The sequence below is a fragment of the Amycolatopsis sp. 505 genome (genome assembly GCF_031625235.1).
Taxonomy (GTDB): Bacteria; Actinomycetota; Actinomycetes; order Mycobacteriales; family Pseudonocardiaceae; genus Amycolatopsis.
Window position 1 is genome coordinate 521551 of the sequence record NZ_JACKQP010000003.1, and the last position, 18819, is coordinate 540369.

Genomic DNA, 18819 nt, shown 5'->3' on the forward strand with positions numbered 1-18819 from the left:
GCTACGGGTTCAGGACGACGATCGCCGCGTTGAGGGCGGTGGCGAACAGGGTCCACGCCAGGTAGGGCAGCTGGAGGGCGGTGGCCGTCTTCGAGCGGCGCCGGAACACCAGGAGGGTTCCGGCGATGACGACGTCGAGGACGACGATCTCCACCAGGGCCAGGGTGTACGCCCCGGCCGCGAAGAACAGCGGGGTCCACGCCGCGTTCAGCACCAGCCCGGCCGCGTACCAGAGGAATTCCCGGCGGGTGCCGCCGGCCCGCCAGAACAGCCAGCCGGACACGGCGATCAGCAGGTACAGCACCGTCCACACCGGACCGAACAGCCAGGACGGGGGAGCCCAGGGCGGCTGGGTCAGTCCACTGTAGATAGCGCGCGACCGGGTCGCGGCGAGGCTGCCGACCACGGCGACGGCGGTCACCGCCGCGAGGAAGCCGGCCAGGGCCAGCGGGGCGGGGGTGGGCCGGGGCAGCGTCGTCATACCGGTTCTCCTGCGGGCGAGGCGGGCGAGGCGGGCGGGGCGAGCGAGGGGGAGGGGCCGGACGTGGGCATGGTCGCGGTGCCGAGCAGGTGGCCGAGCGCGTCGGCGAGGCGGGGATGGCGGAACTCGTGGCCGGCCTCGGTCAGCCGGTGGGGTGTCACGCGCTGGTCGGCGAACGCCAGCTCACGGGCGCCGTCCTCGCCCAGCAGCAGCCGGGGGCCGATCGGCGGCACCTTGAGCAGTGTCGGCCGCTTGAGCACGGCTCCCAGCGTGTGCGTGTACTCGGCGTTGCGCACCGGGTGCGGGCTCACCGCGTTGACCGGTCCACTGAGGACGGAGTCGGTCAGGGCCCGCAGGTAGACGTCGGTCAGGTCGTCGATCCCGATCCACGGCATCCACTGCCGTCCGGTGCCGAGCGGGCCGCCCAGTCCGGCGGTGAACAGCGGGTACTGCAGCCGCAGCAGGCCGCCGCGCGGGCTCAGCACCAGGCCGGTGCGGACCCGGACCACGCGCAGCCCCGCCGCCGAGGCCGGTTCGGTGGCCGCTTCCCAGTCGGTGACGACGTCGGCCAGGAACCCTTGGCCGCGTTCGCTTTCCTCCGTGAGGACCTCGTCGCCGCGGTCCGGCCCGTAGTACCCGACGGCGGACGCCGAGACGAACACCGCCGGCCCGCCGGCGGTGCGCGCGGCCAGCTCCGCGAGCGCCCGCGTCGGCTCGATCCGGCTCTCCCGCACGGCCTTCCGGTGGCTTTCGTCGAACCGGCCGGCGACCGAGGCGCCGGCCAGGTGCACGACCGCGTCGACGCCGTCGAGCAGGTCGGCCGCGGGTGCCTCCGGCTGCCACGTCCGCTCGCCGGAGGTTTCGGCGGGCCGCCGCACCAGCCGGACGACCCGGTGGCCCCCGGTGGTCAGCAGCGCGGTCAGCGCCGTCCCGACGAGACCGCTCGCACCGGTCACCGCGACCGTCAGCGGGTCGTGCCGATAGCGCCGGTGGGCGGCCAGATCGGCGGCCAGCTGGCGGTGCCGGTAGGCGAACATCGAGCGCAGGAACGCTTCGGGCACCGGGGTGTCGACGTGGTCGGTGACCTGCGTCCGGCCGGGGCCGTCGGCGTCGAACCGGTGCGTGTGGCGCCACCGCAGCACGGGGCAGGCGAGCCGGTCCACGAACTGGTGCGGCGGCCGGTAGCCGTCCGCCTCGTGCGCCGCCACCCACGGCACGCGGCCGGGCAGGAGGAGCTTGGCCGTGCCGTCACGCAGAGAGGGCGCCTCCGCGCCGACCCGCACCGGCTGCCACGGCGGGGTGAGCCGCGTGATCGCCCCCGGCCGGGCATGCCAGGCGAAGACCTCCTCGACCGCCGACCGGACGACCGAGCGAAAGACCCTGGCCAAGGCCACCTCCCGATGCACAAAAGCTGCGCTGTTTCGCCGAGCCTACGATTTCCGCCGCGTTCCGGCACGCCGAAGGCCCGCGAGCGATTCACAGTCGATGCAAACCGCGGGCTGTCGTTGCGGTATCGATCTCCCGGTGTCACGGTCGGGAGCAGGGGACAGACCGGGAGGAGTGGGGCGCCGATGAGTTCACTCACCACGCCGACCAAGGGGTCGAGCACGGTGGAGAAGGCGCTGGGCGAGGCCGCGAACAACGCCGACCAGCGGTATCACCTGGCCAAGGGCCTGCGGCACCAGATGAACAAGGTGTTCCCGACCCACTGGTCGTTCCTGCTGGGCGAGATCGCGCTGTACAGCTTCATCATCCTGTTGCTGACCGGTGTGTACTTGACGCTGTTCTTCGACCCCTCGATGCAGGAGGTCGTCTACCACGGCAGTTTCAAGAACATGCAGGGCCTGGAGATGTCGCAGGCGTTCCGCACGACGCTGGACATCTCTTTCGACGTCCGTGGTGGGCTGTTCATGCGGCAGCTGCACCACTGGGCGGCGTTGATCTTCGTGGCGTCGATGGCCGTGCACATGCTGCGGATCTTCTTCACGGGGGCGTTCCGGCGGCCGCGTGAGGCGAACTGGGTGATCGGTGGCCTGCTGCTGATCCTGGGTTGTTTCGAGGGTTTCTTCGGGTATTCGCTGCCGGATGACCTGCTGTCGGGGACCGGTATCCGGGCGACGCTGTCGGGGATCGTGCTGTCGGTGCCGGTGGCGGGGACCTGGATCCACTGGGCGTTGTTCGGTGGGGAGTTCCCGGGCGATCAGATCATCCCGCGGTTGTACACGTTGCACATCCTGTTGCTGCCGGGGATCATGCTGGCGCTGGTCGGGGCGCACCTGGCGCTGGTGTGGTATCAGAAGCACACGCAGTTCCCGGGGGTGCGCCGTAAGGAGACCAACGTCGTCGGGGTGCGGATCATGCCGTACTTCGCGCTCAAGGGCGGGGCGTTCTTCACTCTGGTCGTGGGGGTGCTGGCGCTGATGTCGGGGCTGTTCCAGATCAACCCGGTGTGGAACTTCGGGCCCTACAACCCTTCCCAGGTCTCCGCCGGGTCCCAGCCGGACTGGTACATGGGCTGGGCGGACGGGCTGCTGCGCGTCTGGCCGCCTTGGGAGCTCTACCTGGGCGACCACACCGTGCCGCCGGTCTTCTTCGCCGGCGCCATCGGCATCGCCGTGCTGGTGACGGCCCTGCTGAGCTACCCGTTCATCGAGCGGAAGCTGTCCAGGGACACCGCGCACCACAACCTGCTCCAGCGGCCGCGGGACGTCCCGGTCCGCACGTCGATCGGAGCGATGGCGATCACGTTCTTCCTCGTGCTCACCCTGTCCAGCTTCAACGACATCCTCGCCGTCCAGTTCGACGTGTCCCTCAACGCGATGACGTGGGCCGGCCGGATCGGGCTGCTCATCGGACCGCCGCTGGCCTACTTCGTCACCTACCGGCTGTGCGTCGGCCTCCAGCGGGCCGACCGCGAGGTGCTCGAGCACGGCGTCGAGACGGGCATCATCAAGCGGCTGCCGCACGGTGAGTTCATCGAGATCCACCAGCCGCTGGCCGCCACCCCGCTCGAGTACCAGGGCGCACCCGTGCCGAAGAAGATGAACAAGCTGGGCTCGGCCGGCCACGCGGTGCCCGGCTCGCTGTTCACGCCGGACCCGCCGGCCGAAACCCGTGCCCTGGACCGGGGGCGGCGATGACGACGGTGGCGCCGGTCGCCCGGGCGCGGCTCGCCGGCTGCTGTGCGGCGGTCACCGCCGTGGGCTCCGCGGCCGCCACGGCGGCCGGCTTCACCTGGCTGCCCTTCGACTGGCCGGCGCTGGGTGCGGCGGTGGCCCTCGTCGTCCACGCGGCACTGGCGCTGACCATCGTCGATCTCCGCGACCGGCGGCTGCGGCGCAGTGCGGCCACCGTCGCGGTGCTGCTCGGCGGGCTGCTGCTCGCCGGGTCGGCCTGGGCGGCCGCGGTGCACTGGTCCGGCAGCCCGCCCGCGGTGCTGCTGTCGGTCGTCCAGAACGGCGTCGGGCCGCTGGCCGTGCTGTCCGTCCGGCTCGGGAGTGTCGGATGAGCCGAAGCCCCGCCTTGATCACCACGGCCGCCCCGTCGGCCGACGAGCAGCTCGCCCGGCGCCGCCGCAAGTACGTGGTGATGATGGCCTGCCGCATCCCGTGCCTGGTGCTGGCCGGGCTCACCGCGCACGTCTGGTGGCTGGCCCTGGCCTTCCTCGCGATCTCCGTGCCGCTGCCGTGGGCGGCGGTGCTCATCGCCAACGACGTGCCGGCGCGCCGCACCGAGCGGACCAGCCGCTTCCGGCCGCCGCGCGCGGAACTGCCGCGGTCAGCCGCCGAAGGACGCCAGCGCCTCGGGAAATGACGGCGGCAGCGGCTCGCCGACCGTCGGGAGCCCGCGCCAGCCCGGACCGGCCGGGCGGACCGGGATGCCCTCGGCGTGCAGGGTGCGCAGGGTCCGCACGTCCGCGGACGGCGACGTCATCGACCACACCACCACGGCGCTCGGCGCGTAGCGGCCGGACACCACCCGCAGGACGTCGATCGACACCAGGCCGCCGAGGAACATCGACGGCGCGCCGTCGTCGCCGAGGGCCGCGCTGAGCATCTTGACCGGCAGTTCGTGGCGCTCCGCCGGCCCGCAGACGAACAGGGCCGGGCCCCGGCCGGCCCGGGCGGGCGCCGGCGTCCGCAACCGGTCCAGCGCCGCCGAGGCCGCGGCGGCCAGCGCCCACTCCGCGGCCATCGCGTTGCGGTCGCCCGCCTGCGCCCAGCGTTCCCCGATCGCCCGCAGGACCGGCGCGACGACCTCGGTCCAGCACTTCGCCACCCCCAGACTGGCGAGCGCGTCGTCGACCAGGTCGCCCATGGCCGGCACGTCGAGCAGTTCGGCGGCTTCGGCGATCCGCTGCCGCCGCTGCTTCACGGTCGTCTCCGCCGCGGTCCGGGACAGCACCAGCCTGGCCGCTTCGCGCGCCCGGGTGCCCTGCGCCTGAAGCGCTCGCATCCGCCGCAACCGCTCGACGTCCTCGGCGGTGTACCGCCGCCGGCCGTTCTCCTCCCGGCCCGAGGCGCCGATGCCGTACCGCTGCTCCCACGTCCGCAGCGTCACCTGCGAGACGCCGAGGGTCCGGGCGACCTCGCTCGAGGTGAGGGACCGCCCCTCGGATGTGCTGCTCACAGGCTCTCCCGGCTCCGGTTGAACGCATTCTGCATCACAGTACTCGCTGCCGGTCCCCGCGTCTCAGCGCGTAATGGCGATTCATATGCGATTCAAAACGACCCAAATTTGCCTTGAGTACGGCGATCGAGCGCAGTGACGGCTAGCTTTGCATCGATTGTGCAACTCACTCGGGAGGGCGGTCCATGGCTTCGAGCAACCGGCGCGCCGCGGTCTGCGGCCCGCCTGACGCGAGCAGGCGCGCGGCGGCCTCGCGCACGCGGCCGCCCGACGACAGCACCGCGGCGGTGGCCTCGGTGACCGCGGCCGGAGTCAGGCGGTGCGGGTCGAGCACGCGGCCCGCCGGAATGCGTTCGAGATCATGAGCGACCGCGAACTGGTCGCTGGAGAACGGCAACGCGATCGCGGGCACCCCGGCGGCCAGGCATTCGGTGAAGGTGTTGTTGCCGCCGTGGTGCACGACCAGGGAGGCACTCGGCAGGAGCGCCCGCTGCGGCACGTGGTCGAAGACCTCGATCCAGCGCCCGTCCGCGAACGCCGTCCGCAGCGTCTCGGCCCGGTTCCCGGCCGAGACCAGCACCGAGACGTCCGGCACCTGCGCCGCACCCCGGGCGACGGTGGCGAGCACGTCGTCGCGGGCGGAGAGGAACGTGCCGAACGAGACGAGGACGAGCCGCCGACGCCCGCCGTCGGTCAGCTGCCCGACGCGGTCCCGCCACTCGGGCGAGAGCCCGGTCTCGCCGACGTCGCTGCAGTGCCCGGCGAACAGCAGCGCCGGCCCGGCCGGCAACGGCGGCAGCCACGGCAGCTCGGGGTAGTTGAACAGCACGGCCTCGGGCGAGGTCAGGCCGAACGCACTGCGCGGGGCCGGCCGGCCGGGAGCGTGCTCGGCGAGGAACCGGGTGAACAGCTCGGTGAACAGGCGGTCGTTGGCCGCCACTTCGGCTCGCAGCGCCGCCAGTTCGGCCGCCGGGGGCGTGATCGCGTCCGGCCAGTAGGGCGGCAGCCCGAAGAAGCGGTCCGGGCCCTCGAGCACGTAACCGGGGTGCCCCGGGCAGAACGCCGCCCACCGCCGGTCCAGCGCCCGGAGCGCGAGCGTGACCGCGTAGGCCAGCTGGTCGACGAGGTACCAGTCCGGACGCAGCCGGGCGTCCAGGCGCCGCAGCGCGGCGTGGACGCCGGCGGGGTCGGGCAGCATGTCCGCCCGGCGGTGCCGGGCCTGGGCCAGCAGCGCCGGCACCGCACCCGCGCGGGTGGCGTCGAGGAACTCGGTCAGCCGCCGGGCCCCGGCCGCCTGCTGGCGGGTGCGCTCGGCGATGCCGGTGTTGGCGTTGTCGCCGAACCCGAACGGCTCGAACCGCAGACCCCGCCGTGCGGCGAGGTCCGCGAACGCGGGGTCGCACGCGAACGTCACGTCCGCGCCCTCGGCCGCCAGCGCCGCCGCCACCGTGGCGAGCGGCTGGGCGTGCGAGGCGAACGGCGGGCTCACCACCACGATCCGCGCTTCCGGCATCCCGTTCTCCCCGTCGTCGTCGCCGATCCGGCGGCCTTGTCCCCAGAGGTACTGCCGTGATCATCCACGACACCGCCCCCGCCGACGCGTTGACGGCGCTGCGGGACCTGCGACCCGGCACCGACCTCACCCGGGTCGACGAGGTCCGCCGCGGCTTCCACCCGGCGTTCGGCGTCCCGGCCTTGGTCGAATACGCCGGCGCCGGTCCGGCGGCGGGCGACGCCGATTCCGCGCTGGCCGAGTTGCGGGCCTTGGCCCGGGCGTCGGATCCGCCGTCGCCCGCCGACGTGCTGGCCGCCCTCCCCGAGACCGAAGGAGTGCTCGCCGACCTGGGCACGTCCGTGGCCCTGGACCTCTTCTCCGCCGCGACCGCCGCGCACGGCTGGGTGGCGGCGGGCGTGGCGATCCGCGCCGCTTTCGGCACGGCCTCGCCACGCCGTCGCGTACTGCTGCTGGACCTGGCCGAGCGGCACGACGTCGGGGGCATCCCGGCCGGGGCGGTGGTCGAGGGCGCCGAGCACGACCGAGCGCTGCGGCACGCCGGGTGGCGGTACCTCTCCCGGCACAGCGGGGCGATCACGCGGGAACGCGACGAAGACCCCTACGAACGGGCGCTCGCGGCGGTCTGCCGCGCGACCCCGGCCGACGCACCACTGTGGACGGTCCCGCCTGCGCGTCGCGAGGGGCTGGTCGTGGCCCAGTCGATGCTGCTGGGCTCGTTCGACCAGCCCGGCGCCGGGGCGAGCGGCGGGCTGACCGTGCTCCTGCGGCACCTCGGTACGGCCCTGCCCCAGCACGACGGCATCGCCCGCGTGGTCACCCTGACCCCGGCCGGGCACGACGACCTCGCCGGCCGCCCCGCGCTGGCCGAAGCCGACGGCGACGGGCACGTCGTGCTGCGGATCCCGGTCGACGCCCCCACCGCGCCGGCCCAGCCCGAGCTGTCCCGGCACCGCGCGGCGCTCACGTTCCTGGCACGACGGCTGCTGCGGCTGTCCGGCTGTCACCCCGACGTCGTGCACGTCCGGTACGCCGACGACGGATCGCTGGCGATCGCCGACGCCGCCACCGCGCTCGGCGCCCGGACCGTGTTCACCCTGACCGCGGACCCGCACCGCTCGCTCGCCGAGCGGCACCGGCCCGCCAGCGCCGAGTCCCCGGCCAGCGCGCGGTTCGACCTGCACCGCGTGTACGCGGCCGACCGGCTGGTGGCCCGGGCGGACACGCTGCTCGGCCTGCCCGGGCGGCCGCCGGGGGAACTGCCCGCGTACTTCCCCGCGTTGCGCGGGCGCCCGGAACCGGAGTCCCTCGCCGAGGGGATCCCGGTGCTGCCCCAGGTCGCCGCCGAGGATCCCCGGCAGCAGCAGCTGGCCGACTCCTTGTTCGCGCCGGACGACCGGCTGCCCCGCCTCGGCCCGGACGCCCGCGGCCTGCCGATCGTGCTGTCCGTGGGCCGGCTCCACCCGGTCAAGCAGCAGGACCTCCTGGTCGAAGCCTGGCTCACCCGCGGCCTTCACCGGCGGACGGCGCTGGTACTCGTCGGGGGCGACCCCGCCCGTCCGACCGAGGACGAAACCCGGGTGCTGGAGCGCATCCTCGCCCTGCACCGGGCGTACCCGCGGGCGGCAGGCCGCCTGGCCGTGCTGGCGGCGCTCGGCAACGACGACGTCCGGCTGCTCGAACACGGGCTCACCCGCCTGCTTCCGGCGCCCTCGCCCCACCTCTACGCCTGCCCCAGCCGCAAGGAGGAATTCGGCATCGCGGTCCTGGAAGCCATGGAAGCCGGGCTGCTCGTCCTCGGCCCGCGCCGCGGCGGGCTCCGGCACTACATCGACCACGGCCACAACGGCCTGCTGGCCGACACCTCCGGTCTCGACGCCTTCGGTGACGACTTGAGCGCGTTCGTCCGCGCCGCGGCCGACGACCCGGCGCGGGCGCGCGCGGCCGCGGCCGCCGGCCGGGACACGGTCCGGCGCCGGTTCGGCATCACCCAGGTCGCCGCCCGCTTCGCCGACGTCTACCGGCGAACGAGCCGCACACCCCGAAGGCCGGCGTCGTGAGCCGCCGCCTGGCAGCCGGTGCTTCCCTCGGCCGGGAAACGGCGATGCCGAGGACCGAAGGTGGCGTCAGGCCGCTCGTGCCCGACGACCTCGACCGGCGGTTCGCCGCCGGGGACGCGGGCGCGCTGCGCGCGGTCTTCGACCGGCACGGGCCCGCCGTGCAGCGACTCGCCCGCGCGAGCCTGCGCGATCCGGCGGACGTGGACGACGTCGTCCAGTCGACCTTCGTCTCGGCCTGGAACGGCCGGAGCACCTACGACCCGGGCCGAGCCGGCCTGCTGGTCTGGCTGCTGGGGATCACCCGCCGCCGCATCGTCGACCTCCTGCGTTCGCGCGGACGGGAACACCGGGACAGCGAAGCGGCGGCGGCCGTTTCGCCGCCGGAGACCGCCGTGGCGGAGTCGCCGGAGCGGGTGCTCGACCGGCTGATCGTCGCGGACGGCCTGGCGCGGCTCCCGGAGGCGCAACGCCTGGTGCTGCACCTGGCCTTCTACGCCGATCTGACCCACACCCAGATCGCCCACCGCACGGATCTCCCGCTGGGCACGGTGAAAAGCCACCTGCGCCGCGGCATGCGCGCGCTGCGCGAACAGCTCGAGTCGAGCGCGGAGGAGGTGAACGATGGCGCACCCGGATCCCGACCGCCTCACGCTGCTCGCCCTCGGTGACGGCGGCCCGGACACCGCCGAGACCGCTCACCTCGGCACCTGCCCGGCGTGCCGATCGGACTACGACTCGCTGCGCACGATCGCCGGACTGGGCCGGGAAGTGGCGGCCGAGCTGTCGCTGCCACCGGTGGCCGACGACGTCTGGCACCGCATCGCCGCCGAGACCGGCCAGGACCCGGCGGGTTCGCCGCGGGCGGGCGTGTCGGCCGGTCAGGACCCGGTGGGTTCGCCGCGGGGGAGCGTGTCGGCCGGTCGGGACGCGGCGGGTTCGTCGCGGCCGAGCGTGTCGGCCGGTCAGGACCCGGCGGGTTCGTCGTGGGTGGGCGTGTCGGCCGGTCAGGACGCGGCGGGTTCGGCGCGGGCAACCGTGCATGCCCTCCCGCACCGAGGCCGGCGGACTCCGGCGCGCCGGCTGTTCCGGTACGCGGCCGCGGTCGTGGCGGCGGCTTTGGTGGCGGTGGCGTGGGTGGTGACCGCCTCCGGCGGCGACCCCGGCCGGGTGGTGGCCGAGGCACCGCTGAGCCGCCAGCCGGCCGCACCGGCCGGGGCCGGCGGGCAGGTGCAGGTCGTCGACGACGGGTCCGGGACGGTGCGGCTGAAGGTGCGGCTGACCGGGATGCCGGCCGCGGAGGGCCTCTACGAGGTCTGGCTCTACGACGGCGTGAACACGATGATCCCGCTCGGTGTGACGGCCGGGGCCGACCTCGAGGTCGCGGTTCCGCCGGGGCTTTCCCTGAGCCGGTTCCCGGTGATCGACGTGTCGGCCCAGGCGCTGGGGCAGCAGGAGCACGGGACGAGCATGCTGCGCGGGAGCGTCCGTGCCTGATCGCCGGGAAACTTCCGCACGGCTGCATCCGATCCGGGGCCCCGGCTCGTATCCCGGGTGTCCAGTCCTCATCGGGAACGGAGTCATCATGCGCGTTCGGATGCTCGGGATGTCCATCGTGGCCGCGGCGGCGCTGGCCGGCGTGGCCGCGGCGCCCGCCCAGGCGGCGCAACCGGCCCACGCCGTCTCGCACCACCACCCGTACCACTTCGGGAAAGGCCGGACCGACCTGACGCTCGACCCGGCGGCCGCGCAGGCGCTCACTTCGCTGGGAGTCAAGGTTTCGCCGGTCCTGGCCCGGGTGAGCCACCCGGGCGGCAAGACGGTCTTCGGGTTCACCATCGTCGGCAACCCCGAGGACGGCACCATCGAGCACCTCGGCGGGCTGCTGCTGCGCGCGGGCGGCAGCTGCCTGTACCTGACCAGCTACACCATCGACCTCGGGCGCGGGGTGGTGAGCGGCCGGATCGACTTCCGGACCCGCGCCGACCTGTTCACGATCGGCGCGGCGACCCCCGCCGGGGTCACCTTGGCGTTGACGGCACCGGCCGCGGCGCTGCTGAACAAGACGTTCGGCGTCAGCGCGTTCACCGCCGGACTGGTCATCGGCTACGGGAACCCGATGATCCGCAAGTGACCGGAAGGAAAGGGCACCATGGACACACCGGGTCTGCACGCCTACCTCAGCTACCGGGACGCGGCCGCGGCGCTCGGCTGGCTGACCGCGACGGGGTTCGCGATCGTGTCCCGTGTGGACGGTGCCGACGGCGGCGTCGTCCACGCGGAGGTCCGGTTCGGGGCGGTCGTGCTGATGATCGCCACCGCGGATGCGGACTACGACCGGCCGCGGTTGCTCGGCCGCAGCACCGGGGACGGGCTCTACCTGTGGTTCGACCGGCCCGGATCGGTGGACGGCTGGTTCGGCAGCGCCGTCGCGGCGGGCGCACGGGCGGTGATCGCGCCGGAGGACACCGAGTGGGGGACGCGCCGCGCCCGCGTGCTCGACCCGGAGGGCAAGGAGTGGAGCGCCGGGACCCATCGCCCGGGCACGACCTGGTGAGGGCTCTCCTCCGCCGGTGGCCCGGTCAGCGCGGGCGGGTCAGGTCGATCTCGGCCCACACGGTCTTGCCGGTGGGCCGCTGCGACTGACCCCACGACACGCTCATGCCGGCCACCAGCTTGAGCCCGTGCCCGCCCTCGGCGGAGGGCGGCTGCGGGCAGGCCGGATCGATGCACGTGTCGTCGACCTCCACCGAGAGCCAGTTCGGCCTGCGCAGCAGCCGGACCTGGCGGGGCGGCGACCCGTGCCGGAGCGCGTTCGAGGCCAGCTCGTCGACCACCATGAGTGCGTCGACGCGCTGGTCTTCGGGCAGGTCCTGCAGCAACCGGTCGGCCCAGGCGCGCACCCTCGCCAGCTCGGCGAGGTCGTCGGCGACCTCCAGCGCGATCACCCGCAACGAGTCGTCCAGCTGCTCGGTAGGCATCGAGGCCCTTCCTGTCCGTCGAGACGAGTCCGTGTGGGCCAGTGACTACCCGCTCGCCGCGGCGATCAACCCGCCCGCCGGAGAGTTCAGCCGGTGGGCAGGTCGATCTCGGTGTGCCGGTCGGCGAGCGTGCGGGCGAGGTCGGCGAGCTTGACGTTGAGGTCCTGGGAGGTTCGGCGCAGGACGTCGAACGCGTCGTCCGCGGAGACGCCCCGGCGCGCCATGATGATGCCCTTGGCCTGGCCGATCACGTCCCGGCTGTCGATGGCTTTGCGCAGGTGGGCGGCCTGCAGCTCGGCTCGGGTGACGGCGTCGGTGGCGGCCAGGGCGAGGGAGGCGTGGGTGGCGAGCAGCAGCAGGACGTCGCGGTCGGCGGCGTCGAGTCCGTGGCGGTCGCGGGAGTAGACGTTGAGCGCGCCGCTCGTCTCGCCGGCCGGTGGCCCGCTGATGAGGGCGGTGGACAGCACCGAGCCCATCCCGAGTTCCGTGGCGGACGGAGCCCAGCGGGGCCACCGCGGTTCGGCCGTGAGGTCGGGGGCGATCGCGACGGCCGGGCCGCCGGGTTCGGCGGCATCGACGCAGGGGCCTTCCCGGAACCGGTACTGCAGCCGGTCGAGTTCGGTGGCGACCTCGTCGGTCTCGGCGGGGGTGTGGAAGCCGCCGTCGGCGTCGAGCAGCGTGAAGCTGGCGAGGTCGGCGTCCGGGACCATGACCGTGGTGGCTTCGAGCACCCGCTGCAGGACGTCTTCGACGGTCGGGGCGGTGAGCAGGGTGCGCGTCAGCTCGGCGAACTGCCGGGCCAGGGGCCCGGGCGCGAGGAGGTCGGAGACGAACGCCTCTTTGTCGCGCCGCCAGTCCTGGTCACTGCTCATACCGGTCTCCCCGAGTCGCTGCGGAAGACGGCTGTGTGCTCAACCATCGCGACGACCAACGTAGCCCGCCGAGCCGCCGGCCGCTACGAGCGACGGTTTCCGGCCGGCAACGGTCGCCCGGGTGGCGGCGGGCCGGAGGTGCGGCGCCGCACCAGTTCGGTGGGCAAGGACACGTTCTCCGGCTTCGGATCGCCGCGCAGGAGGTCGAACAACAGCTCGGCGGCCAGCTGTCCTTTTCGGACCATCGGCTGCGGGATGGTGGTCAGGCCGCGGGGATCCGGCCTCCGGCGCATCGTCGAAGCCGGTGCTCGACGTCCTCTCCGGCCCGAACCCGTGGCTGACCGGCCGGACGCTGCCCTTCGGCCACGACGAGGCCGGGCGCATCGGAGCCGCGTTCGTGACGGGCGTCCAAAGTGCCGGTGTGCTCGCGGTCGCGAAGCACTTCCCCGGCCACCCCGAGCTCGCCCTGGACCCGGCGTTGCACGACACGGCGCTGGAAGAGTCCGTCCCGGCGAACCTGACCCCGTTCCGCCGGGTGGTGGCGGCCGGCGTCGGCGCGATCATGACCGGCCCGATGGTGGTGCCGGCGATCGACCCGGCCGAACCCGCTTCGACCTCGCCGGCGACGGTGGAGGTGCTGCGCCGCGACCTCGGCTTCACCGGCCTGGTCGTCAGCCGACGACCTGGACACCCCGGCCACGACCAAGGGCCGTCCGGTGCGCGAGACGGTACTGGCGGCACTCGCCGCGGGCGCGGACCTCCTCCTGCTCCCCGGCGGCCCGGAGGTCGCCGAGCTGGCCGGCGCCATCGCCGCCCGGGCCCAGGCGGACGACACGTTCGCCGCCCGCTTGACCCAGGCCGCCACCCCGGGTCCGCCGCGCGGCCGGCCACTTCGCGCGGGGGATGGCTTGACCCCGGTTCGGTCACCTCGTGCGGTAGTATCGATGTGGAGATCATCTCCAGTTGCTACGGCGGGGGAGCGCGTGACTGCCGAGAAGCCGCTGCGGGCCGACGCCCAGCGCAAGCGCGAGGCCCTGCTCGCCAAGGCTCGGGAGGTCTTCGACGCCGGAGGTTTCTTCGACCTGCGCTTCGACGACTTCGCCCGGCTGGCTGGCGTGGGCACCGGCACGCTGTACCGGCACTTCCCCACCCGGGAGGCGCTGGCCGAGGCGGTCTACCGCGGGGAAGTCGCCACGCTGTGCGAGCGCGCCCGCCGGTTGCAGGCCACGCTGCCCCCGGCCGAGGCCTTGGCGACCTTCCTGCGCAGCATGGTCGACCACATCGACGCCCACGCGGGCCTCGCCCGAACGCTGGCCACGCTGTGGGCCGATCGATCGGGTGCCCTCGCCGAAGGCAGCCGCGCGCTCGAAGAGGCGGTCGTCGACCTGGTGGCCGCCGCGGTGCGGGACGGCAGCGTCCGCGACGACGTGGACGCCGGCGCCGTGCTGATGGCCCTGCACGGCATCGGCGCGGCCCACGACCGTCCCGGCTGGCGGACCGAGGCCGACGGTGTCATCACCCTCGTGCTGGACGGGCTGCGCCGCCGGCGCGACGACGGATAGCTCGGCGCTCCGCCGTAGAAGCCGGTGTGCCACCGACGCAATGGCTCCCGGCCGCCCGTCGGATGACGCCGTCCGGACGAGCCGCTCAGGCGTTGGTTTCGTCCGGGTCTGCCGCCTGGAGGGCGGGCCGCGACCTCGACGCCCGCGGAGGAACTCACGCGCGGCGGGGGAGGGGCACAACGTGACGCGGCGGCGACCGGAGGCGCGCGTGGGCCTGTTGGAGGGCCGGAACACCATCGAAACCGGCACCGTCTTCGTCGACGCCGCCGGGCGGGGCCTGGGCGAACCGACCTCCGCCGGCCCGGACGGCGCGCCGCCGAACTCGAAGTCCCGCGCGGCGATTTCGCCCGGACGCCGCCACGGTCTCGGTGACCACCACGCTGCGAGCCGACCTCCCGGTCATCGCCGACGGCGTCCGATCCTCGACCCGCGACCGGCTCTTCGGCGACGACCGCTCGCGCTGGTACACCGCCGTGGGCCATCCTGTCCTTCTCCCGCGCGAAGACCTGACACGCCCTGGCCGGCGACGCGGCCCGGTGCGTCACCCCGATCGGCGGCGGCGCGTCACTCGCGCTCGTGACCCACGAGGAGAGGATGCGGCCGCTATTGCTCACCGGCGCTGCGGCCGGGAGCCCCGGCGGTCACGATGGACGGGTGACGCGGTGGACGGTGGACAAGCGCTTCCGGCAGGTACTGGTGTTCCTGCACGTGGCGGTGTCGGTCGGCTGGATGGGGGCGGGCGCGGCGAACGTCGTGCTCGCGATGACGGCCGGCTACACCGGGGACGCGGCGGTGCGGCGGGTGTCGTACGTGCTGATCGAGCGGATCGACGATTTCGTGGTCATCCCCGCCGCGTTCGCCACGCTGGCCGGAGGCGTGGTGCTCGGCCTGGTGACGAAGTGGGGGGTCACGCGGTTCTGGTGGGTGCTGGTGAAGCTGGTCCTCACGGTGGCGGTGATCGGCTACAGCACGTTCGGTCTCGGGGTCTGGGTCGAACAGAGCATCGCGGCGGCCGGTTCCGGGGTCGAGAGCCCGGTGGCCGGCCGGCTGGCCTACGGGGCCGGGCTCAACATCCTGGCGTTCTTGTTCATGACGTGGTTGTCGGTGGCCAAGCCCTGGGGCCGCACCCCGTGGGCGCGCCCGCGACCGGCCGGGCGTAGCCGGGCCCTCGCTCCGGCGACGTCCGTGCACCGGTGACGGCCGGGGCGGTCACAGCCAGTCGTGCTCGTGGGCGTAGCGGGCCGCTTCGTGGCGGGTGCGGGTCTGGGTCTTCTGCATCGCGTTGGACAGGTAGTTGCGCACCGTGCCCTCGGCCAGGTGCAGCCGGCCCGCGATCTCGGCCACCGAATACCCCTCGCGGGTCGCGCGCAGGACGTCGAGCTCGCGTTCGGTCAGCGGGCAGTCGTCGACGACGGCGAGCGCCGAGACGTCCGGGTCGATCCAGCGCTTGCCCGCGTGCAGGGTCTGGATCACCGCGGTGATGTGCGCCGGTTCCGCGGCCTTGCTGACGAACCCCTGGACGCCCAGCTTCAGCGCCTTGCGCAGGACGCCGGGGCGGGCGTGCCGGGTCAGCATGAGGACGACCTGCTCCGGGCGGGCCCGCCGGATTTCCGCGACGGCGCCGAGACCGTCCACCGCCGGCATTTCGAGGTCGATGACGAGCACGTCGGGGCGGTGCCGCAGGGTGGCCGCCACCGCCTGCTCGCCGTCTTCGGCCTCGGCGAGCACGGTGATCCCGCCCTCCAGCGGCAGCAGCGCCGCCAACGCCTTGCGCAGCAACGCTTCGTCGTCGGCGAGCACCACGGTCGTCATCGGACGGCTCCGTCGAGCTCCGGGAACGCCACCGCCGTCAGGAACCGGCCGTCCTCGTGCGACACCTCGAGCTCTCCTCCGTTCTCCGCCAGCCGGTGCCGCAGCGCCGAAAGCCCGCCGGGCGGACCGGGTTCGCCCGCGCCGTCGTTGACGATGGCGATCCCGGTGCGGCCGAGCGTGATCCGGACGTGCCGGGCTTCGGCGTGGCGCAGGATGTTCGTCGTCGTCTCGCGCAGGACCTGGCCGAGCAGCTCGCCGACGCGGGCGTCCGGCTCGGCTTCCCGTTCCAGGCGCACGTGGATGCCCGCCGCCTCGAACAGGTTCTTCGCGTTCTCCAGCTCCGCGGACAGGTTGAGCCGCCGCTGCGCGTAGGCGAGCTCCTTGGTCTGGACGATCGTGTCGCCGACGAGCGTGTGCACCTCGCGCAGCTCCTCCCGCGCGCGGTCCGGGTCGGCGTCCAGGAGCTTCTCCGCCAGCGCCACCTTCAGCTTCACCACGTGCAGGGTGTGCCCCTGGATGTCGTGCAGGTCGCTCGCGAAGCGGACGCGTTCCCGGGCGACGGCCAGTTCCGCCTCCCGCTCGCGGGACTGCTCCAGCTCGGCGACCAGGTCGAACAGCCGCTGGGTGGCGAACATGAACCCGGTGGAGAGCAGCACGGCGATCGCCGGGACGGCCACGAACTGCACCAGCCGCGGCCCGGTGGCACCGGGGTGCACGAGCACGTTGGGCAGGCCCAGGGCCGCGACCAGCGCGGCGACCCCGAAGAGGGCCGCGAGCCGGTGGCGGCGCAGCGGGGGGACGAGGAACGACCCGACGATGGACACGCCGAAGAACGCGCCGGTGTCGTCCGTCAGCGCCCCGGCCAGCCAGACCACCGCGGTGACGGCCAGGCTCGGCCGCGCGACGCGCAGGTAGTCGCCCGCCGTCCAGCGTTCGGCCGTCGCCAGCGCCGCGACGAGCCCGACGAGCTGGATGCCGGCGTGCCACCACGACCGGGCGGTGAGCCCCAGCAGGAGCACGCCGACGAAGGCCAGCGGCGGCACCGTCGTGAGGAGGTTGAGCCGGCGCAGCCGGTCCTGCACGGCTCCGCCGGACCACCTCCGGCGGGTCTCGGTCATGGTCCTCCGGGGTCGGCGTGGTACCCGCCAGCATGCCGCACCGGCCGGGGCCCCACCAGTGACGCCACGTCATGCTTCCGGGGCCGGAATGTCACGGTGCGGTGGTGACGCGAGCGCACTGCCGCCCCGCCGCGATCGGCGCTGGAATGGCGGCATGTCCACGACACCGGTCATCGACGTCGATCGCCTCACCCTCACCTACGGCGGCTTCCCCGCCGTGAAGGACCTTTCGTTCCAAGTGGAACGCGGAGAGCTGTACGCCCTGCTCGGCACCAACGGCGCCGGGAAGACCTCGACCCTGGAAACGGTCGAAGGCCACCGCACGCCGACCTCGGGCGCCGTGCGGGTGTTCGGGAAGGATCCCTGCGACCGCGCCGCCGTCCGCCCGCGGATGGGGATCATGCTGCAGGAGAGCGGGTTCTCGCCGGATCTGACGGTGCGCGAGACCGTCGGCCTGGTCGGGCGGCTCACCCAACGCTCCGACGACGTCGGGCGCGTGCTCGGCGTCGCCGGCCTCACCGGCAAGGCCGGGACCAAGGTGGGGCAGCTGTCGGGCGGCGAGAAGCGGCGGCTGGACTTCGCCACCGCCGTGTACGGCACCCCCGAGCTGGTCTTCCTCGACGAACCGACCACCGGCCTGGACATCCAGTCCCGCGACGCGCTCTGGGACGCGGTCGACCGGCTGCGCGAGGACGGCTCGACCGTCGTGCTGACCACCCACTACCTCGAAGAGGCCCAGCAGCGCGCCGACCGCATCGGCCTGATGCACCAAGGCGCCTTCCACCGCGAGGGCACGGTCGCCGAGCTGACCCGGACCCTGCCCGCGACCATCCACTTCGGACTGCCGCCGCACGCGCCGGCGCCGCCGCTGCTGGCTTCGCGGGGCGGCGACGGCAAGTTCCTCGTGGAGACCTTCGGCCTGCAGAAGGACCTGCACACGCTGCTCGGCTGGGCCGAGGACCACGCCGTCGAGCTGCAGGACCTGGCGGCCGGGCCGACCCGGCTCGACGACGTCTTCCGCGCCATCGAACACTCCTGAGAGAAGGACTCCCATGCTCACGATCGCTCGTGGCGAGCTGATCCAGATCTTCCGCAACCGCCTGGTGCTGGTCACCGCCCTGGTGCTGCCGGCCGCGCTGAGCGCGTTCTTCGTCACCAAGCACGACTTGTTCACCGACGGGGCCGGCATCGGCTACATCGCGACGCTGGCGCTGTTCTTCGTCGCCGGGATCGGCCTTTACACGACGTCGGTGACCACGCTGGCCTCCCGCCGCCAGAACCTGTTCCTCAAGCGCCTGCGCTCCACCGCGGCGGGCGACGCCGGCATCCTCGGCGGACTGCTGCTGCCGATCACCGTGCTTTCGGTGCTGCAGATCGCGGTCATCCTCGGCGTGCTGGCCGGGGTCGCCGGGAAGCCGGCGAACCCGCTGCTGCTGACCGCCGCCGTGGTGGCCACCGTGGTCATGATGCTCGCGCTGGGGCTGGCCACGGCGGGGCTGACGAACTCGCCCGAGCACGCGCAGGTGACCACGTTGCCGGTCAGCATCGGCGTCCTCGCCGTGTCGGGCTGGGTCGGCCTCACCGGCACCGGCGACCTGACGTTGCTCAAGCGCCTGCTGCCCGGTGGTTCGGCGACCGAGCTGGTGCTGAACGCCTGGAACGGCGGCGTCCCGCTCGCCGACTCGCTCGTCCTCTTCGCGCCGACGCTCGCCTGGGTCGTCGTCGCCGTCGCGCTGGCCGCGCGGCTCTTCCGCTGGGAACCGCGCCGCTGAACCGCGGCCGGACGAAAGGAAC

21 protein-coding genes and 1 pseudogene are annotated in these 18819 nt (G+C 73.7%); 13 read left to right on the forward strand and 9 right to left on the reverse strand.

The genetic code is table 11. The annotated features are described in order from the left end of the window. Position 1: 1 nt before the first annotated feature. Entirely contained in the window at positions 2-481 is a 480-nt protein-coding gene (locus H5965_RS13910; protein WP_310970086.1) for a TspO/MBR family protein, read from the reverse strand. Then, the gene (locus H5965_RS13915) at positions 478-1869 is read right to left on the reverse strand and encodes a TIGR01777 family oxidoreductase (protein WP_310970087.1); all 1392 of its coding nucleotides are present in this window, start codon (positions 1867-1869) and stop codon (positions 478-480) included. Before H5965_RS13915 ends, H5965_RS13910 begins: the two co-directional genes overlap by 4 nt. A 183-nt stretch (positions 1870-2052) precedes the next feature. Here H5965_RS13915 and H5965_RS13920 point away from each other — a divergent pair, with 183 nt between their 5' ends. The 3 genes from H5965_RS13920 to H5965_RS13930 are packed head-to-tail and all read left to right on the forward strand — an operon-like array spanning position 2053 to position 4294. After that, positions 2053-3621, forward strand: coding sequence for a cytochrome bc complex cytochrome b subunit (locus H5965_RS13920; protein ID WP_310970088.1), 1569 nt, complete (start codon positions 2053-2055; stop codon positions 3619-3621). Continuing rightward, positions 3618-3989, forward strand: a complete 372-nt coding sequence (locus H5965_RS13925; RefSeq protein WP_310970089.1) for a hypothetical protein — start codon at positions 3618-3620, stop codon at positions 3987-3989. The genes H5965_RS13920 and H5965_RS13925 overlap by 4 nt, the downstream gene beginning before the upstream one ends. After that, on the forward strand, positions 3986-4294 hold the full coding sequence (locus H5965_RS13930) for a DUF3099 domain-containing protein (RefSeq protein WP_310970090.1): 309 nt from the start codon (positions 3986-3988) through the stop codon (positions 4292-4294). The genes H5965_RS13925 and H5965_RS13930 overlap by 4 nt, the downstream gene beginning before the upstream one ends. On the opposite strand, the gene H5965_RS13935 is transcribed toward H5965_RS13930, so the two are convergent. Then, positions 4259-5110 (reverse strand): MerR family transcriptional regulator, encoded by an 852-nt coding sequence (locus H5965_RS13935; RefSeq protein ID WP_310970091.1) that lies wholly within the window; start codon positions 5108-5110, stop codon positions 4259-4261. The genes H5965_RS13930 and H5965_RS13935 overlap by 36 nt on opposite strands. A 166-nt stretch (positions 5111-5276) precedes the next feature. Further along, complete coding sequence (locus tag H5965_RS13940; RefSeq protein ID WP_310970092.1) at positions 5277-6623, reverse strand: glycosyltransferase; 1347 nt, start codon at positions 6621-6623, stop codon at positions 5277-5279. 56 nt (positions 6624-6679) lie between these two features. Here H5965_RS13940 and H5965_RS13945 point away from each other — a divergent pair, with 56 nt between their 5' ends. The 5 genes from H5965_RS13945 (at position 6680) to H5965_RS13965 (ending at position 11237) form a co-directional block, all read left to right on the forward strand. Continuing rightward, on the forward strand, positions 6680-8683 hold the full coding sequence (locus H5965_RS13945; RefSeq protein WP_310970093.1) for a glycosyltransferase: 2004 nt from the start codon (positions 6680-6682) through the stop codon (positions 8681-8683). Positions 8684-8727: 44 nt separating this feature from the next. After that, positions 8728-9351 (forward strand): sigma-70 family RNA polymerase sigma factor, encoded by a 624-nt coding sequence (locus H5965_RS13950; RefSeq protein ID WP_310970094.1) that lies wholly within the window; start codon positions 8728-8730, stop codon positions 9349-9351. Continuing rightward, positions 9305-10177 carry an anti-sigma factor gene (locus tag H5965_RS13955; RefSeq protein WP_310970095.1) on the forward strand — a complete coding sequence of 291 codons (873 nt, stop codon included), beginning with the start codon at positions 9305-9307 and terminating at the stop codon, positions 10175-10177. Before H5965_RS13950 ends, H5965_RS13955 begins: the two co-directional genes overlap by 47 nt. An 88-nt stretch (positions 10178-10265) precedes the next feature. Beyond that, entirely contained in the window at positions 10266-10814 is a 549-nt protein-coding gene (locus H5965_RS13960) for a hypothetical protein (protein ID WP_310970096.1), read from the forward strand. A gap of 18 nt (positions 10815-10832) precedes the next feature. Continuing rightward, complete coding sequence (locus tag H5965_RS13965) at positions 10833-11237, forward strand: VOC family protein (protein ID WP_310970097.1); 405 nt, start codon at positions 10833-10835, stop codon at positions 11235-11237. A gap of 25 nt (positions 11238-11262) precedes the next feature. On the opposite strand, the gene H5965_RS13970 is transcribed toward H5965_RS13965, so the two are convergent. The 3 genes from H5965_RS13970 to H5965_RS13980 form a co-directional block, all read right to left on the reverse strand. Further along, on the reverse strand, positions 11263-11661 hold the full coding sequence (locus H5965_RS13970) for an ATP-binding protein (RefSeq protein ID WP_310970098.1): 399 nt from the start codon (positions 11659-11661) through the stop codon (positions 11263-11265). A gap of 86 nt (positions 11662-11747) precedes the next feature. Beyond that, entirely contained in the window at positions 11748-12533 is a 786-nt protein-coding gene (locus H5965_RS13975; RefSeq protein WP_310970099.1) for a GAF and ANTAR domain-containing protein, read from the reverse strand. A gap of 83 nt (positions 12534-12616) precedes the next feature. Continuing rightward, positions 12617-12826: a substrate-binding domain-containing protein gene (locus H5965_RS13980; RefSeq protein WP_310970101.1), complete on the reverse strand. Its 210-nt coding sequence runs from the start codon at positions 12824-12826 to the stop codon at positions 12617-12619. Positions 12827-12837: 11 nt separating this feature from the next. Here H5965_RS13980 and H5965_RS46150 point away from each other — a divergent pair. From H5965_RS46150 to H5965_RS13990, 3 genes and pseudogenes are all read left to right on the forward strand, one after another. Beyond that, positions 12838-13197, forward strand: a pseudogene (locus H5965_RS46150) (glycoside hydrolase family 3 N-terminal domain-containing protein); the annotation flags it as partial. 319 nt (positions 13198-13516) lie between these two features. Continuing rightward, complete coding sequence (locus H5965_RS13985) at positions 13517-14095, forward strand: TetR/AcrR family transcriptional regulator (RefSeq protein WP_310970592.1); 579 nt, start codon at positions 13517-13519, stop codon at positions 14093-14095. Between the two features lie 654 nt (positions 14096-14749). Beyond that, positions 14750-15292: a hypothetical protein gene (locus H5965_RS13990; protein ID WP_310970103.1), complete on the forward strand. Its 543-nt coding sequence runs from the start codon at positions 14750-14752 to the stop codon at positions 15290-15292. Between the two features lie 12 nt (positions 15293-15304). Here the strand turns inward: H5965_RS13990 and H5965_RS13995 are convergent, their stop codons facing one another. Next, complete coding sequence (locus tag H5965_RS13995) at positions 15305-15907, reverse strand: response regulator transcription factor (protein WP_310970104.1); 603 nt, start codon at positions 15905-15907, stop codon at positions 15305-15307. Continuing rightward, positions 15904-17025 carry a histidine kinase gene (locus tag H5965_RS14000; protein WP_310970106.1) on the reverse strand — a complete coding sequence of 374 codons (1122 nt, stop codon included), beginning with the start codon at positions 17023-17025 and terminating at the stop codon, positions 15904-15906. Before H5965_RS14000 ends, H5965_RS13995 begins: the two co-directional genes overlap by 4 nt. Positions 17026-17179: 154 nt before the next feature. Here H5965_RS14000 and H5965_RS14005 point away from each other — a divergent pair, with 154 nt between their 5' ends. Together H5965_RS14005 and H5965_RS14010 are read left to right on the forward strand one after the other, a co-directional pair. After that, the gene (locus tag H5965_RS14005) at positions 17180-18064 is read left to right on the forward strand and encodes an ABC transporter ATP-binding protein (protein ID WP_310970107.1); all 885 of its coding nucleotides are present in this window, start codon (positions 17180-17182) and stop codon (positions 18062-18064) included. Positions 18065-18077: 13 nt separating this feature from the next. Then, a complete protein-coding gene (locus H5965_RS14010) occupies positions 18078-18797 on the forward strand; it encodes an ABC transporter permease (protein WP_310970108.1) in 720 nt (239 codons plus the stop codon). Positions 18798-18819 lie beyond the last annotated feature (22 nt).

What these genes read in the sequence shown, in the direction of transcription:
- H5965_RS13910 (WP_310970086.1), bottom strand. Translation starts at nt 481, where the DNA reads ATGACGACGCTGCCCCGGCCCACCCCCGCCCCGCTGGCCCTGGCCGGC.
- H5965_RS13920 (WP_310970088.1), top strand. Translation starts at nt 2,053, where the DNA reads ATGAGTTCACTCACCACGCCGACCAAGGGGTCGAGCACGGTGGAGAAG.
- H5965_RS13925 (WP_310970089.1), top strand. Translation starts at nt 3,618, where the DNA reads ATGACGACGGTGGCGCCGGTCGCCCGGGCGCGGCTCGCCGGCTGCTGT.
- H5965_RS13930 (WP_310970090.1), top strand. Translation starts at nt 3,986, where the DNA reads ATGAGCCGAAGCCCCGCCTTGATCACCACGGCCGCCCCGTCGGCCGAC.
- H5965_RS13940 (WP_310970092.1), bottom strand. Translation starts at nt 6,623, where the DNA reads ATGCCGGAAGCGCGGATCGTGGTGGTGAGCCCGCCGTTCGCCTCGCAC.
- H5965_RS13950 (WP_310970094.1), top strand. Translation starts at nt 8,728, where the DNA reads ATGCCGAGGACCGAAGGTGGCGTCAGGCCGCTCGTGCCCGACGACCTC.
- H5965_RS13955 (WP_310970095.1), top strand. Translation starts at nt 9,305, where the DNA reads ATGGCGCACCCGGATCCCGACCGCCTCACGCTGCTCGCCCTCGGTGAC.
- H5965_RS13960 (WP_310970096.1), top strand. Translation starts at nt 10,266, where the DNA reads ATGCGCGTTCGGATGCTCGGGATGTCCATCGTGGCCGCGGCGGCGCTG.
- H5965_RS13965 (WP_310970097.1), top strand. Translation starts at nt 10,833, where the DNA reads ATGGACACACCGGGTCTGCACGCCTACCTCAGCTACCGGGACGCGGCC.
- H5965_RS13970 (WP_310970098.1), bottom strand. Translation starts at nt 11,661, where the DNA reads ATGCCTACCGAGCAGCTGGACGACTCGTTGCGGGTGATCGCGCTGGAG.
- H5965_RS13975 (WP_310970099.1), bottom strand. Translation starts at nt 12,533, where the DNA reads ATGAGCAGTGACCAGGACTGGCGGCGCGACAAAGAGGCGTTCGTCTCC.
- H5965_RS13980 (WP_310970101.1), bottom strand. Translation starts at nt 12,826, where the DNA reads ATGCGCCGGAGGCCGGATCCCCGCGGCCTGACCACCATCCCGCAGCCG.
- H5965_RS13995 (WP_310970104.1), bottom strand. Translation starts at nt 15,907, where the DNA reads ATGACGACCGTGGTGCTCGCCGACGACGAAGCGTTGCTGCGCAAGGCG.
- H5965_RS14000 (WP_310970106.1), bottom strand. Translation starts at nt 17,025, where the DNA reads ATGACCGAGACCCGCCGGAGGTGGTCCGGCGGAGCCGTGCAGGACCGG.
- H5965_RS14005 (WP_310970107.1), top strand. Translation starts at nt 17,180, where the DNA reads ATGTCCACGACACCGGTCATCGACGTCGATCGCCTCACCCTCACCTAC.
- H5965_RS14010 (WP_310970108.1), top strand. Translation starts at nt 18,078, where the DNA reads ATGCTCACGATCGCTCGTGGCGAGCTGATCCAGATCTTCCGCAACCGC.